This is a genomic window from Candidatus Poriferisodalis sp. (assembly GCF_965214215.1).
In the GTDB taxonomy this organism is placed as follows: Bacteria; Actinomycetota; Acidimicrobiia; order Acidimicrobiales; family Poriferisodalaceae; genus Poriferisodalis.
This window is the reverse complement of sequence record NZ_CBDCBD010000003.1, coordinates 549,195-564,724: the sequence shown is the minus strand read 5'-3', so window position 1 is coordinate 564,724 and position 15,530 is coordinate 549,195. Positions and strand designations below refer to the sequence as shown.

Genomic DNA, 15,530 nt, shown 5'->3' with positions numbered 1-15,530 from the left:
GCAGCGGGAGTGCTCGCGCGGAACGGTTGAGTGCACCGCAGCAGTTTGGCTTGATGACGACGGCTCGGCCGGCACGCCGAGCAAACCCGGGTCCGTCTTCGTGGCGCTCATGCGGAGAGCGGCTGGTTACTGCTGACGTCGATGGCTTTGGATTCCACCTCGTCAGTCAGCTGCGCGACGAACTGGGCCAGCGGCACATCGCGCCGCACGGGCTGGCCCCGCGGGTTCACACCCACGGTGCCCGCCGCGACATCGTCGTCGCCCACCACCAGCACGTAGGGCACCTTTTCCAGCTTGGCCCGGCGGATGCGTGCACCCAGCGGATCATCCGCCGGCACGGTCTCAGCCCGGAAACCGGCCCCAGCGAGCTGCGCCACCACCTCCGAAGCGAACGCATCATGATCGGCCCGAACGCCCAGCACCACGGCCTGGATCGGTGCAAGCCACGGCGGGAACGCGCCCGCGTAGTGCTCCACCAGCACCCCGAAGAACCGCTCGATCGAACCCAGCAGCGCCCGGTGGATCATGATCGGCCGATGCATCTCGCCGTCGGTACCGGTGTAGCGCAGGTTGAACCGCTCAGGCAGGTTGAAATCGACCTGGATGGTGGACAGCTGCCATGAGCGCCCGATCGCATCGGTCACGTCGATGTCGATCTTCGGCCCGTAGAACGCCGCCTCGCCCGCAGCGACCTCATAGTCGTGGCCGCGCCGATCCAGCGCCGCCGCCAGTGCCGTGGTGGCTCGCTCCCAGCTGTCGTCGTCTCCCACGTACTTGTCGGGATCCTGTGTGGACAGCTTGAACTCGAAGTCGTCGAAGCCGAATGCCCCAAGCACCGACAGCACGAAGTCCAGCAGACCTTCGATCTCGTCGCCGAGCTGTGACGGCGCCACATACAGGTGACTGTCGTCCTGGGTGAAGCCCCGGATGCGCAGCAGCCCGTGCAGCGTCCCTGACCTCTCGTAGCGGTAGACGGTTCCGAGCTCGAACAGCCGCAGCGGCAGCTCGCGGTACGAACGCTGGCGCTGGTTGAAGATCAAGCAGTGCATCGGGCAGTTCATCGGCTTGGGGTAGTAGACGCCGTTGTCCATCTCCATCGGCGGGTACATGCCCTCGGCGTAGAAGTCGAGGTGCCCTGAGGTCTCGAACAGCCGGGCGTTGGCCAGGTGCGGCGTGTACACGAACTCATAGCCGCCCGCCTCGTGACGGTCACGGCTGTAGTCCTCCATGATCTTGCGGATCACCGAACCCTTCGGGTGCCACACGGCCAGCCCGCCGCCCAGCTCAGCGGGGAAGCTCAGCAAGTCGAGCTCGGTCACGAGCCGCCGGTGGTCACGCTTGGCGGCCTCTTCCAGCCGCTCCAGGTGCGCCGCCAACTCGGCCTTGGTGCCCCACGCCGTGCCGTAGATGCGCTGGAGCATCTGGCGGTGCTCGTCGCCACGCCAGTAGGCGCCCGCCACCCGCATCAGCTTGAAGTGGCCCAACCGCCCGGTGTGGGGAACGTGGGGGCCACGGCACAGGTCGACGAATTCGTCGGTATTGCGGTAGGTGGTGATCACCCCGCCGGCGGGGCCAGAGGCAGGGTCGTCGGCCTCGCCGTCGAGAATCTCGATCTTGTAGGGGTGCGAAGCGAACAGCTCGTCGGCGGCAGCCCGGTCTACCTCGGCCCGGATGAACGGCTGACGGGCAGCCACGATCGAGCGCATCTCGGCCTCGATCGCCGTCAGATCGTCGTCAGAAAAGGTGCGCGGCCGCCCGTCGGCGTCGGCGCCCAGGTCGAAGTCGTAATAGAAGCCGTCGGTGATCGGCGGCCCGATCGAGAAGGTGGCGCCGGGATACAGCCGCAGCACCGCTTGGGCCAGCACGTGGGCGGTCGAGTGGCGCAGCACCTCGAGCCCTTCGTCGGATGAGGGGAAGACCAGCGACACCGAAGCCCCGTCGGGCAGCGGCCGGTCCAAGTCGAGCTGCTCGTCATCGGCCACGGCAACGAGCGCATCCTTGGCTGCACGCCGCCCCAGCGACGCAGCCAGATCGGCACCGGTAGCGCCGCCCGCCAGCTCCCGGGTCTGCCCGTCAGGCAGCACCACCGTGACTACCGAGTTCGGGTCTGCCCGCTCGCTGCCACTCATCGGGACAGTTTCCTCTCCATCGCCCTGCGGGTGCCAGTGAATTTCCTGGCAACTTGGCGCAGCGGCTACCTGGCGCCCCCGCCAGAGAACACGATGTTGATCAAGATGACCAAGAACAGCAGCCCGCCCAGCACCCACAGCTTGTCGGCTAACTGGAAACTCTTGAACTTCGCGAACGGGACCATCATCTTGTGAGGGTCCTCGAGCGACTTCTGGTCGACCTTGCGGGTATCGCCGTCGCTCATGAGTGCTCCTGAAAAAACTGCCAAGCGGCCGGTGCCGCAGTGGGAGGGGGTCGGCCGCATGCGCAGCCAGCGGGCAAGGCTAGTGGTCTGGCCGCGTCATGGCTGAGGGTTCGGCTGCCTCAGCGGCGGGCGCACCTCGTGGTCGGGCTAGGTGCGTACGGCGTCGGCGCCGAGCAGCTCGCGCATCGGACCTGCCAGCGTCCGCGCATCGACCCAGCGCGACTCGGGCAGCTTCACCACAGAATCGCCCACCCGCAGATGCACTGGCGCATCGCCAGGACACTGCGACAGCATCTGCTCGAACGAGGCCAGCCAGTGTTCGTCGATGTCCACCCGCTCCACGTCGAGCGACAGCGGCACCGGCCCCTTGCGCAACCTGAACTCCTCCAACTCCGACGCCAGGAAGGCCGTCTCGCCGTCGCCGCGCCGATCCGGCCGGCCCCGCACCAGCACTACGGCATCCTCGGTCAGCGCATCGCCCGCAGCCGCGAGGCCCTTGGGGAACAGCGTGACCTCCACCGACCCCTCCATGTCTTCGAGCACGAACCGGGCCATGGGCTCGCCGCTGCGGGTATAGCGACGCTGCAGGTTCTGCACGACACCGCCGATCGTCACCCACTGCTGGCCGCCCTCGGGGTTCGGCGGCAACTCGCCCAGTCCGCCGACTGGGCAATCGACCTTCCGCTGCAACTGCGCCTCGCCGCCCCGCAGCGGATGGTCTGACACGTACAGCCCGAGCAGTTCCTTCTCCCACGTCAGCGTGGTGCGCTCGTCGGCCGTGACGTCGGGCACCTCAATGCGCTCATCGAAACTCTCGCTGCGGCCGTCACCGCTACTACTCCCGTTCGGCCCCCCGAACAGCGACTGCACGCCCGCCGCAGCCTCCTCCCGCCGCCGCAACGCCGACTCGATGATCCGGTCGAACACATCGAGCAGGCCCTTGCGAGAGTGCCCGCAGCACTCGAACGCACCCGCCTTGATCAGCGACTCCACGAACCGCCGGTTCAGCACCTCACGAGGCATCCGCATGCAGAAGTCGTCGAAGTCGGCGAAGGGTCCGTTGGCAGAGCGCTCAGCAATGATCGGCTCGGCCACCTTGATGCCCACATTGCGCACCGCCGACAGGCCGAACGGAATCGTCTGCCCATCGGCCGCAAAATCCAGCTCGGAGCGGTTGATGTCGGGCACCAGCACCTCAATGCCGTGCTGACGGCAGTCGGCCAGGTACACGCCCGCCTTGTCGATGTTCCGCTTGGAACCCGTCAGCACCGCCGCCAGGAACTCGGTGGGGTGGTTGGCCTTCAGATACGCCGTCTGGTAAGCGATCAGCCCGTACGCAAACGCGTGGCTCTTATTGAACGCATAGTCGGCAAACGGCTCGATGATGTCGAAGAGCTGCTCGCCCAGTTCCGCCGTGTAACCCTTGGCCACGCCGCCTTCCACAAACTTGGTGCGGTGCTCGGCAATCTGGGCACGGTTCTTCTTGCCGCAGGCCTTACGCAGGTCGTCGGCTTCGGACATGGAGTAGCCGGCGATCTCCTGGGCCACCCGCATCATCGACTCCTGGTAGATCATCAGCCCGTAGGTCTCTGACAGCAGTTCGGCCAGATCGGGATGCGGCGGCGCAGCAGACTCACGACCGTTCTTGCGGTGGGCGTAGCTGTTGTGCATGTCGGCGGCCATCGGCCCGGGCCGGTACAGCGCCACCAGCGCGCAGATGTCCTCGAACTGGGTAGGCGCCATGGAACGCAGCAGCGAGCGCACCGGGGTCGACTCGAGCTGGAACACCCCCATCGTGTCGCCCGCCTGCAGCAATCGGAAGGTAGCGTCGTCATCGAGCGGCACGGCGTCGATGTCGAGCCGGCTGCCGGTGCTGGCCTCCAAGAGCCGCACGCACTCGTCGATGATCGACAGCGTGCGCAGCCCCAGGAAGTCCATCTTCAGCAGGCCGAGGTCTTCCACGCCGCCCATGTCGAATTGCGTGACGATGGGCGCCTCGTCGGGGTCTTTGCCAGACTCGGGCTTGCGCTGGATGGGCAGGTAGTCGGTCAGCGGCGCCGGGCTGATGACTACGGCCGCGGCATGCACCGAGTCTTGACGGATCAGCCCTTCGAGCCCGCGGGCTACGTCCACCACCTCACGCACGTCGTCGTCGCTGGCGTACATGTCGCGCAGCTCGGCGGCGGCGGCGTACCCGTCTGCGTGCTCGTCGACTCGCTCGAGACAGGCAGCCAGCGGCGTGTCGCGCCCCATGATGAGCGGCGGCATCGCCTTGGACACCCGGTCGCCCAGCGAGTAGGGCTTGCCCAGCACCCTGGCCGCATCGCGCACCGCCGCCCGGGCTTTGATGGTGGAGAACGTGATGATCTGCGCCACATGGTCGTGGCCGTACTTGTCGGCGGCGTAGCGGATCATCTCGTCGCGGTAGCGGTCGTCGAAGTCGATGTCGATGTCGGGCATCGAGATGCGGGCGGGGTTCAGGAACCGCTCGAACAGCAGCCCGTAGTGGATCGGGTCGAGATCGGTGATGCCCAAGCAGTACGCAACGGCGCACCCCGCCGCCGAGCCGCGCCCCGGACCCACCCGGATGCCGGCCTCACGGGCATGGCGGATGAGGTCCCACGTAATGAGGAAGTAGCTGCTGAAGCCCATGTCGGAGATGACCCGCAGCTCATAGGCGATGCGCGCCGCAGTGTCTTGCGCCACGTTGGCCCCCCAGCGCCGCTTGGCCCCCTCGAACGCCAGGTGCGCGAGGTAGGCGTCGGCGCCGGCGTGGGAGGCGGGCACCTCGAAGTGCGGCAGCAGCGTGCGGCCGAATTCGATGCTCACGTCGGCCCGCTCGGCGATGGCCAGCGTGTTGTCGCAGGCCTCGGGGTGCTCGCCGAACAGTGCCCGCATCTCGGCGGCCGACTTGAGATAGTGCTGGTCGCCGTGGAACTTGAACCGGTCGGGGTCGCTGCGCAGCGAGCCGGTCTGCACGCACAGCAGGGCGTCGTGGGCGACGGCGTCGTGCTGGTGGGTGTAGTGCAGGTCGTTGGTGGCGAGCAGCGGTGCGCTGAGGTCGTGGGCGATCTGCAGAAGCTGGGGGTTGCAGTCGTGCTGCGCGCCGATGCCGTGGTCTTGTAGCTCGACGTACAGCGAGTCACGCCCGAAGATGTCCTGCAGGCGGCCGGCCCGGCGCCGGGCCTCGTCGTAGTCGCCGGCGAGCAGGGCCTGCTGCACCACGCTGCCGAGGCACCCGGTGGTTGCCACGAGGCCCTCGGCATGGTCGGCGAACATCTCCCAGTCCATCCGGGGCTTGTAGTAGTAGCCCTCGAGGAATGCCCGGCTGGCCAGCTTGAGCAGGTTGCGATAGCCGGCGTCGCTGTGGGCGAGCAGCGTCAGGTGGTAGTAGAGCTTCCCGCCGCCCTCGCCGTCGTCGCCGGTGTCGTCGACCTTGGCGTTCTTGGCCCGGTTGCGGTTGGGGCGCTCGTGGCGACTCTCGAGCGCCATGTAGGCCTCGGTGCCGATGACCGGCTTGATGCCGTGCGCTTTGCAGGCCCGGTAGAAGTCGAGGACCCCGTACATGTTGCCGTGGTCGGTGATGCCCAGCGCGGGCTGGCCGTCGGCGGCCGCGGCGGCCACCACTTCGTTGACGCGTGCCGCCCCGTCAAGCAGCGAGTACTCGGTGTGGGTGTGCAAATGCACGAATGACGCTGCCACGCTGCTCCTCGGTCTGTGTTGAAGCGGCCCGTTTGTCGAACATAGACCGGGCGATGGCGTGATCGTCGAATGTTTGGCGGACGCGCCCGCCATGCTGGCCGAACCCCCGCAAAACCGGGTTGGACGGCGGCCCGCCGCACTGCATCATGGAGGCATGAACACCCCGCAGCGCGCGCCCCAAGACGCACCGCGCGCGCCCGACCGCGACGACCTCGACGAGCTCGGGTTCGACGAGGGTGCCGTGCTGCCGTGCGACGAGCTGAACAGCGTCCTGGTCGAAGACGATCCACGCGAGGGCCTGTGGGAACTGGTCGACAACGGCTGGGCCCACGAACACCTGCCCGAGCTGCCCGCACTGGCGCTCGAACAAGACCCCATCCATCGCCACAAGGACGTGCTGGCCCACACCATCGCCGTCGTGGCCCAGAGCCCGCCAAGGCTGCGGGTGCGCCTGGGGGCGCTGTTCCACGACATTGGCAAGCCGCTGACCCGCGACATCGGCCCGGGCGGGGTGACGTTCCGCAACCACGAGGCCGTAGGCGCCAAGCTCACCCAACGCCGCATGCCGCAGATGGGTTACAGCGACGACATCACCGCCGAAGTTGCCCGCCTGGTGCACCTGTCGGGCCGTTTCAAGGGCTACGACACCGGCTGGACCGACGCAGCAGTGCGGCGCTACGCCCGCGACGCCGGCCCGCTGCTGGGCGACCTGAACGACATGGTCCGCAGCGACTGCACCTCACGCAACGTCAAGCGCATCGAGGCCCTGCACGACGCGCTCGACCGCTTCGAGGTGCGCATCACCCGCTTGGCCCGCGAGCAGGCAGCCGCCAAGGTGCGCCCCGAGCTGAACGGCGACGAGGTGATGGCCCACTTGGGCCTCGAACCCGGCCCCGACGTCGGTCGCGCCATGAGGTTCCTCCTCGAACTGCGCCGCACCGAAGGCGAGCTGGGCGACGCCGAAGTCCGCCACCGCCTCGACGCCTGGTGGGCCGAGCAGGGATCGGCGGCAGCTCCCTAGCCGCGGTCGTGTCGCGCCCCCCGCCCGTCGAGTTCCACGAACGCCGCCTCCCCGAGTCGAGCTAGCGGGGCCGAGCTGGCCTGGACGAACCTTCCGAGGTGAGCGGGCTCAGCTGATGCGGCGTTCGGTCAGCCCGCCCGACGGCGTCCAGGTTTCGACCACGAGTTGCTGACGGTCGACGCGTACGAGCACGGCGCGGGCGATGCTGGCGGTGAACAGCGCCATCGGTGTCGCGTCGTCGACCTCGTGATGGTGGCCGCGCAGGAACGTCTCGAGCTGGGCGTCGTCGGCCGGCACGGCACTGCCCTCGATGCGAGCATCACCTGCCTGCAGTTCGCCGCTCTCGGGCGCAGAGTGCAACCCGAACCGGGCGTCACGCCGCAGGTCGGCGGCCTTCATCGAGTTGCGGTCCATGCCCAACCAGAGGTGGCCCTCGCGTATGGGGGCTTCCATGCCTGACATCCGGGGCGAGCCGTCGGCACGGATCGTGGCCATGACCGCATGCAGGTGACTCTCGAAACGCCGCTGGATGCGGTGCGCCAGCTCCCCACACACCGCAGCAAAGCCATCCCAGCTCACGTCACTGCCTTGTGCACCCATCTGATCTTCCCCACCATCGGTCCTGCGTGATTGTGCCTCACCGACATCGGTACCGTCGCCACGGTGAATCTGGCACGTGCAGGAGCGACGTTGATGACCGCAGCACTCGTGGTCGGCGCGTGCGCCCTCCCCTCCCGCGACCCCGACGGGAGGCTGGTTGTCGAGCAGGTCGACCCGGCATTCGCCGTGACAGCGCCCCCCGTGACGGCACCGCCAGCGTTGCGGACCGTCCCTCCCCTCGCCACGACAAGTCAGCCGCCCACTACGGCGACATCGGCAAACCCGACTGGCTCAACGGCCGCAGCAGGCAACGTCGAAAACACTGGCAGCACGGACAGCGCAGGCAATACGGGCAACACAGACACGGCGCAGGGATCGACGCCTTCGCCCCCCACGAGTGCCGCGCCAGCCGCCGATGCTGTGCCTTCGCTTGCCGAGATCCGCCTTGATCTGGTGCCTGTCGCACACATCGAGGCGCCGATTGCGCTGGTCGCCCGACCGGGGACCGGCCAGCGGTATGTCGCCACGCTCACCGGTCAGGTTTGGCTGCTGGACCCTGCCGCCGGCAGCGAGGCTGATGCCGATGTCGCTCCGCAGCTCGTGGCCGATATCGGCGCGAGGGTCAGCCAGGGCTGTGAGAACGGGCTGCTGGGCGTGGCTTTCTCGCCCGACGGCGCCCAGCTGTATCTCAGCTACACCGACACCTCGGCGAACAGCCGGATCGTGGTGATGCCGATGGTGGGCGACACTCCCCAGACCGAACGCCGACGAGTGCTGCTGGCGCTTGACCAACCGGCGTGCAACCACAACGGCGGCGACCTCGCCTTCGGGCCCGACGGGAACCTGTGGGCCGGGTTCGGTGACGGCGGCGGCGCGAACGACAGGTTCGGGCACGGCCAAGACAGCTCCACCCTGCTGGGCACGATGGTGCGCATCAACCCCGACCCGTCGTCGGGGCGCGGCTACGGCATTCCCGCCGGCAACCCCTTTGCGTCGCGCGGGGGAGCGCCCGAGGTGTGGGCGTACGGCGCACGCAACCCGTGGCGCTTCTCGTTCGACCGGCTCACCGGTGACCTGTGGATCGCAGACGTCGGCCAGAACCGCATCGAGGAGATCCACGTGCTGCCCGCCGCCGACGGCTGGTCGCCAGGCGCCAACCTCGGCTGGCCGCTGTTCGAAGGCAACGAACGGTTCAACGGCGGCGACACTGGCGGTGAGACGCCGGGCGACCTGGTATTCCCGGTGTACACCTACGGCCACGATGAAGGCTGCTCGGTGACCGGCGGCTACGTGTACCGGGGAAGCAACATTGCGGCGCTTGCAGGCACCTACGTGTTTGGCGACTACTGCACCGGCAAGATCTGGGGCCTCGTCCGCGGCCCCGACGGCACAGCCGAGCGCATCGATCTCGGCGTGTCAGTGCCGCGTAGCACGCTGGTGTCCTTCGGCGAAGATGCCGGCGGCGACCTCTACGTCCTCAGCGCAGCCGGCACCGTTTTCGGTCTCAAGTCAGCCACGCCAAGCAAACGTTGACGAGACTGCGCAGATGTCATAGCTGAGGCGGCGGAAGAGGGCTCTGCGAGGTTGGAACCTGCTGGATTCCCGGAGCAGAGAACTCTTCCGCCGCCTCAGCGGGCCAACGCGGCGAGGACTATTCGGCGTCGGGCTGGGGCTGCCAGGCGCCCCAGGTGACGTCGGTGATCAGGCGATGCACCCACCGAGGCTGGCCGGTCTCGATGCCCCACACGTCCACCCCGCGCGCGCGGTTTCGGTACCAGCCGATCAGCGACTCAACCGAACCTGAGCCGTAGATCAAATGGGTGTCTTCCGGCGACCAGATCGCGATCCGCGTCGGCGCGGGAAGCGTGTGCACCAGCTCGACGTCACCATGGGCCGAACCGGGCGTGTGCACGTACAGCGCCTCCCGCTCGGGTACACCGTCGCCGTCGTCGTCGTGGTGGGCCACGTAGGCCGCACGGCCGTCGTCGGACCACGACAGCGCGTTGCCGGGTTCCGCCAGCGTGATCGTTTCGCCCTCGCCGTCGGCACGCTCGGTGCGGGCGACGAGGCCCGTCACGTTGCCGTCGTCGTCGCGCAGCATCTCGCTGTAGGAGATGTACGTGCCATCGTGTGACCAGAAAACCCAGCCGTACGCGGTCGGCGATAGCTCGCCGATGAACCGCTTCGAGCTCCCGTCTCGATGTGCGACCCACGAAAACTCGGGCGACAGGTAGTCGGTCACCGGGATGTCTGTCTCTTCCCCGTACTCGAGGTACGTGCTGTCCGGCGACCAGCCCAGGAACTCCACGTTCCGAGCGATGCTCACCGGGTCGGCGCCGTCGTTCGGATCGCCGCCGACGGTGCTGATGCGCAACTCCGTCGTGCAGTCGTCCGGATCGAGTGCTTCATATGCGAAGTGCTGCCCGTCAGGGGACCACGGGTTGACGATGACCACGGTCCATGCGTGGTAGTGAACCGGGCCGATTTCGCGTGTCTCGCTGCCGTCGGCTGACGCGAGCCACAGCACCCAGCTCTCATCGTTCGGGTCGGCGGGGCATTCGTGCGGGGTGCCATAGAGGAGATGGCTGCCGTCGGGCGACCAGCGCAAGATGACGGCGTCGTCGGCCAATGTGACGGGCGGGGCGCTGCCATCGGTCGGCTCGATGCGTGCCTCGTTGACCTCCTCGCCCGTGTCGGGGTCGATATGGCCGGTGACATAGGCCAAGTGCTTGCCGTCACGCGACCAGACGAAATCGCCGAGGTCGCCGTAGTACCAGGTACGGGAATCCATCTGGCCCAAGCTGCGCACCGGAGTGCCGTCGGCGTCGAACAGCAACGCCTCAAAGGAATCGAGGCGGTCGTTGTCGTCGGTGTCGGTGTTGTTCCACGCCATGAGATGACTGCCGTCGGGTGACCACCACGGCCATGTGCCCTCGGGGATCAGCAGCTCGCCGGGGGCATCGGGCGCCGCGGCCAGCACGCGCCCGCCATCGTCGGCCCACACCAGCCGCCGACCGTCGCTGTAGTCCCATTCCCAGCCGTTGTGGTCGACGGTCCGCAGCATTCGGTCGCTGCCGTCGGCTCGAACCGTGAACAGCGTCGAGCGGATGCCCGGCACTCCCGAGGCCGAAGTGAGCGCCAAGAAGGGCGGACTGTCGCTCTCGTCGACGACGAGCCGGACTCGCTCGCCTCGGCTGATCGCCTCGAACGTCGTGCGTGCGGTGCCGGCGAGCGTTGCGGTGTCGATGGCGGGCGCTGCCATGCCGCTCGCGAGCGCGACGCGATCGGGAGAGATGTCGGATCCGATGCTCGCCAGAACCGCTCGGGTCGCTGCTTCAGCGGCGTTGCCCGCTTCATCGGTGAGCCCGGCGAACACGATCCGCGCGGGTCGGTAGTCGGCGATCAGCGATGCGGTCGCTTCGGCGAGACCGTCGGCGACCGTGGCCGGCGAGAAGTAGGTGATGGCGGCATCTTCGAATCGTGCGGCGAAGGCTCGCGCTGTGTCGATGTGTGCGTCGTTCCAACCGTCGGCCACGATCAAGGTGACCGCGTCCAAGCCGACGACCGCTGGACTCTCCAGCGCGGCGCGCGCAGCAGCGGCGGAAGTTTCTACTCGTGTCGCCCCGTCCAAACGTTGCATCACAGCCCACCGGTACGCGCCGCGCACTGCTGTTTCGAGTTCCTCCATGACCGCGACCGGCACGGCAGCCTCGCCGCCGACGACGATCACGCGGTCAGGCTCGAACCTCGAGATGAGGTCGGCGACATCGGCGGGAACGCCGTCGTCGCTGAGGCATGCAGCACCGGCATGGCGCGATCGAACGGCGAGCTCCACCGCAGTCGCAGTGTCGGCAGTACTCGAGCAGTTCGCTAGGACCAAGGTCAGGTTTGGTCCGCTGCGCACCAGATGTGCGGGACGTTCCTGCGCCGACGCGGGCGCGGCGAGCACGACCGAGACCAGCAGCACAGCGAACGTCACGGCTGCGGCGGCAATGCGCGTTCGACGCTTGACTCGGCGGCCTGGGCCTGCAGCGATGCGAGGACGTGTGCGTGAGCGGAAGTGGGCGAGATTGATCACGGCAAAACGCTACTGCGGGGTGTCTGCCCATGGCGCGGACGGCGCGGCTCAGTTCTGGCCGGCCAGCTTGCGGTTCTTGATCTTGGCCTTGACGTAGTCGCGGTTCATGAACGCAATGAAGTCGAGGCTGATCTCCTTGGGGCAGGCCTCGGTGCACTCGCCGTGGTTGGTGCACGACCCGAAGAACTGCTCCATCGTCTCCACCATCGACTCGGTGCGCTCCCAGCGCTGCGGCTGGCCCTGGGGGATCAAGTTGAGGTGCGCCAGCTTCGCCGAGGTGAACAACTGCGCCGCCGAATTCGGGCACGCAGCTACGCACGCCCCGCAGCCGATGCACGCCGCCGCGTCGAACGACGTGTCGGAGGCCTCCTTGGGCACCGGAGTGAGGTTGGCATCGCCCACCGCCCCGGTGTTCACCGAGATGTAGCCGCCCGCCTCGATGATGCGGTCGAACGAGCTGCGGTCGACCACCAGGTCACGCACCACCGGGAACGCCTTCGCCCGGAACGGCTCCACGGTGATGACGTCGCCGTCGGAGAACTTGCGCATGTGCAGCTGACAGGTGGTGGTGGCCACCTCGTGCCCGTGCGCCCGGCCGTTGATCATCAGGCTGCAGGTGCCGCAGATGCCCTCACGGCAATCGTGGTCGAACTCGATCGGCACGCCGCCCTCGTCGATGAGCCGCTCATTGATGGTGTCGAGCAGCTCGAGGAACGACATGTCCTCGCTGACCCCGGGCGCGTCGAAGTTCACGAAGCCGCCCTTGGCGGCGGGCCCGTCCTGGCGCCAGATGCGCAGCGTGAGGTTCAAGGTGCCGCCTTGGCTCTGCTGGCTTTGGCCGTTGTTTTGGCTCTGCCCGTTTGTCCCGCTCACTTGTAGCTCCGTTGCGTCAGTGCCACCTCGTCGAACGACAGCTCCTCGGTGTGGCGGGTCTGCACGGTGTCGGTGTCGTGCCATTCCCACGCAGCGACGTGCGCAAAGTTCTCGTCGTCGCGCTGCGCCTCGCCGTCGGGCGTCTGGTGCTCGGCCCGGAAGTGCCCGCCACAGCTCTCCTCGCGCACCAAGGCGTCGCGGGCCATCAGCGTGGCCAGCTCGAAGAAGTCGGCCACCCGCCCGGCCTTCTCCAAGCTTTGGTTGAGATTGGCGCCCGAACCCGGCACGCGCAGATCGGCCCAGAACTCGGCCTCCAGCGCCGGGATCTCCGACAGCGCCTTCTCCAGCCCCGCAGAAGTGCGCTCCATGCCGATGTAGTCCCACACGATCTTGCCGAGCTCGCGGTGAAACCAGTCGACTGAGCGGGTGCCGCCTATCGAGAGGAATCGCCCGGTGGCGTCGGTCACCTCGGCAACCGCCTGGGAGCACACGGGGTCATCGGTGGGCACCACCGGCTCGCCCAGCCGGGCCGCCAGGTCGTCGCCGATCGTGTAGGGCAGCACGAAATAGCCGTCGGCCAAGCCCTGCATGAGCGCTGAGGCCCCGAGGCGATTGGCCCCGTGGTCGGAGAAGTTGGCCTCGCCGATCGAGTAGCAGCCCGGCACCGTAGTCATGAGGTGGTAGTCGACCCACAGCCCGCCCATCGTGTAGTGCGTGGCGGGGTAGATGCGCATCGGCCCGGCATAGGGGTTCTCCCCGGTGATGCGCTCATACATGTCGAACAGGTTCCCGTACTTGGCCGCTACTGCGTCGCGGCCTTCACGGTCGATCACCTCGGAGAAGTCGAGGTAGACGCCGTTGCGCAGCGGCCCCACGCCCTTGCCCTGGTCCACCACGGTCTTGGCGTTGCGGCTTGCCACGTCGCGTGGCACCAGGTTCCCGAAGGCCGGGTACTTGCGCTCGAGGTAGTAGTCGCGCTCGGGCTCGGGGATCTGCCCCGCCGGGCGGGCGTCGTCCATCTGCGAGGGAACCCAGATTCGCCCGTCGTTGCGCAGCGACTCCGACATCAGCGTCAGCTTCGACTGGAACTCGTCGCTGGCGGGAATGCAGGTGGGGTGGATCTGGGTGTAGCAGGCGTTGGCGAAGAACGCCCCCCGCCGGTGCGCCCGCCACGCAGCAGTGACGTTGCAGGCCATGGCGTTGGTGGACAGGTAATAGACGTTGCCGTACCCGCCGGTGGCCAGCACCACCGCATGGGCGGTGTGCGCCGCGATCTCGCCCGAGACCAGGTCGCGGGTGACGATGCCGCAGGCCCGCCCGTCCTTGGTGATGAGGTCGAGCATCTCGGTGCGGGTGTGGAGCTCGACACCTCCGGCGGCCACCTGCTTGGCGAGCGCCTGGTAGGCGCCCAGCAGGAGCTGCTGGCCGGTCTGGCCCCGGGCATAGAACGTGCGGCTGACCTGAGCGCCGCCGAAGGACCGGTTGTCGAGCAGGCCGCCGTACTCGCGAGCGAAGGGCACGCCCTGGGCCGCGCACTGGTCGATGATGTTCAGCGACACCTCGGCCAGGCGGTGCACGTTGGCCTCACGGCTGCGGTAGTCGCCGCCCTTGACCGTGTCGTAGAAGAGCCTGTGCACCGAGTCGCCGTCATTGGTGTAGTTCTTCGCGGCGTTGATGCCGCCTTGGGCTGCGATCGAGTGGGCCCGGCGGGGCGAGTCGTGGAAAGTGAATGCCTTCACCCGGTAGCCCAGCTCCGACAGCGACGCCGCCGCGGAGGCGCCCGCCAAGCCGGTGCCGACCACGATGATCTCGAAGCGGCGCTTGTTGTTCGGGTTGACCAGCTTCATGGAGAACTTGTGGTCGGTCCACTTGTTCGCCATCGCCCCGTCGGGCACGCGAGCGTCGAGCACGCCGTTCATGACCATCAGTGCGCCTCCGCTACTGCACAGTGTTTGCTGTGGCCTTCGCTGCTGCGCGGGGTGTGTTTGCGTCCCATGTCAGTGCGCCTCCGCCTGTGCACCCAGGCACTCCAAGCCGGTGGTGTCGTTGACCGGGCAGTCCCGATTGTCCTCGTTGACCAGGCCGGCCTGCACGAGCACCGGGAACGACAGGTTCCCCACCAGGATCACGCCGGCCAGCACGGTGGCCAGGTTGCGGCGCAGGCCGTTGTAGCGCGGGTTGTTGACACCGAGTGTCTGGAACATGCTCCAGGTGCCGTGGAAGATGTGGACTGCCAGAGCCACGTTCGCCACGACATAGAGGATCGCCACCGGAATGGACGACAGCGACTCCACCACGTTGTGGTACGGATCGCCGCGCACGTACGCATCGCCCAGCCACCAGCCCCACGTCAGGTCGGCTAGGTGGAACAGCACGTACAGGCCCACGATGGGGCCGGTCCAGCGCATGGTGCGCGAGGCGTAGTTGGCGGCGACGTAGTCGCGCTTCGACTCGTACTTCTTGGCGCCGCCGATGAAGCCGGCCCGCTGCGAGGCCAGCCGGCTGCGCTCCTTGAGCGTGTACGCCGAATGCAGGTGCACCAGGAACATCGCGAGCAGCCCGATCCGCATGATCCACAGCACCAGCGTGCGGGGCAGCAGCCCGCCGCCGAGGTCGCGCAGCGTCTCGGCGTACTCGTACATCCGCGAAGGGCCCTCGTAGAGGTGCAGGTTGCCGATCATGTGAACGATCACGAAACCCAGCAGTCCCACGCCGGTCCAGGCCATCACCCACTTGCGGCCGATCGCCGACTGGTAGATGTTCAGCGGGAACGGCAGGGGGCGCTTGGTTTTGAACACCGGTGCAGACCCGGCGGGCTGCGTGGCAGTCGGCGCCATGTATTCCTCCCGTACGTGGCGTTGTGCGGCGGCACAGTATGCCGG

General features: G+C 67.7%; 10 protein-coding genes. 2 read left to right on the top strand and 8 right to left on the bottom strand.

The window, feature by feature from the left end:
• Window positions 1-107: 107 nt before the first annotated feature.
• From thrS to dnaE, 3 genes are all read right to left on the bottom strand, one after another.
• Window positions 108-2,129: a threonine--tRNA ligase gene (thrS, locus tag ACOOF5_RS05020; protein WP_420437234.1), complete on the bottom strand. Its 2,022-nt coding sequence runs from the start codon at window positions 2,127-2,129 to the stop codon at window positions 108-110.
• A 65-nt stretch (window positions 2,130-2,194) separates the two neighbouring features.
• Window positions 2,195-2,374 (bottom strand): hypothetical protein, encoded by a 180-nt coding sequence (locus tag ACOOF5_RS05015; protein ID WP_420437232.1) that lies wholly within the window; start codon window positions 2,372-2,374, stop codon window positions 2,195-2,197.
• 147 nt (window positions 2,375-2,521) lie between these two features.
• Window positions 2,522-6,076, bottom strand: a complete 3,555-nt coding sequence (gene dnaE / locus ACOOF5_RS05010) for a DNA polymerase III subunit alpha (RefSeq protein ID WP_420437230.1) — start codon at window positions 6,074-6,076, stop codon at window positions 2,522-2,524.
• Between the two features lie 154 nt (window positions 6,077-6,230).
• On the opposite strand from dnaE, the gene ACOOF5_RS05005 reads away from it, so the two are divergent.
• On the top strand, window positions 6,231-7,097 hold the full coding sequence (locus tag ACOOF5_RS05005) for an HDIG domain-containing metalloprotein (protein WP_420437228.1): 867 nt from the start codon (window positions 6,231-6,233) through the stop codon (window positions 7,095-7,097).
• A gap of 108 nt (window positions 7,098-7,205) precedes the next feature.
• Here ACOOF5_RS05005 and ACOOF5_RS05000 read toward each other — a convergent pair whose 3' ends face one another.
• On the bottom strand, window positions 7,206-7,697 hold the full coding sequence (locus ACOOF5_RS05000; RefSeq protein WP_420437226.1) for a pyridoxamine 5'-phosphate oxidase family protein: 492 nt from the start codon (window positions 7,695-7,697) through the stop codon (window positions 7,206-7,208).
• Between the two features lie 63 nt (window positions 7,698-7,760).
• Here ACOOF5_RS05000 and ACOOF5_RS04995 point away from each other — a divergent pair, with 63 nt between their 5' ends.
• Window positions 7,761-9,230 carry a PQQ-dependent sugar dehydrogenase gene (locus ACOOF5_RS04995; protein WP_420437224.1) on the top strand — a complete coding sequence of 490 codons (1,470 nt, stop codon included), beginning with the start codon at window positions 7,761-7,763 and terminating at the stop codon, window positions 9,228-9,230.
• 118 nt (window positions 9,231-9,348) lie between these two features.
• Here the strand turns inward: ACOOF5_RS04995 and ACOOF5_RS04990 are convergent, their stop codons facing one another.
• From ACOOF5_RS04990 to ACOOF5_RS04975, 4 genes are all read right to left on the bottom strand, one after another.
• Window positions 9,349-11,775, bottom strand: coding sequence for a hypothetical protein (locus ACOOF5_RS04990; protein WP_420437222.1), 2,427 nt, complete (start codon window positions 11,773-11,775; stop codon window positions 9,349-9,351).
• Between the two features lie 48 nt (window positions 11,776-11,823).
• Entirely contained in the window at window positions 11,824-12,585 is a 762-nt protein-coding gene (locus ACOOF5_RS04985) for a succinate dehydrogenase/fumarate reductase iron-sulfur subunit (protein ID WP_420440897.1), read from the bottom strand.
• 59 nt (window positions 12,586-12,644) lie between these two features.
• Window positions 12,645-14,567, bottom strand: a complete 1,923-nt coding sequence (locus tag ACOOF5_RS04980; RefSeq protein ID WP_420437220.1) for a fumarate reductase/succinate dehydrogenase flavoprotein subunit — start codon at window positions 14,565-14,567, stop codon at window positions 12,645-12,647.
• Window positions 14,568-14,645: 78 nt separating this feature from the next.
• Entirely contained in the window at window positions 14,646-15,485 is an 840-nt protein-coding gene (locus ACOOF5_RS04975; protein WP_420437218.1) for a succinate dehydrogenase cytochrome b subunit, read from the bottom strand.
• Window positions 15,486-15,530 lie beyond the last annotated feature (45 nt).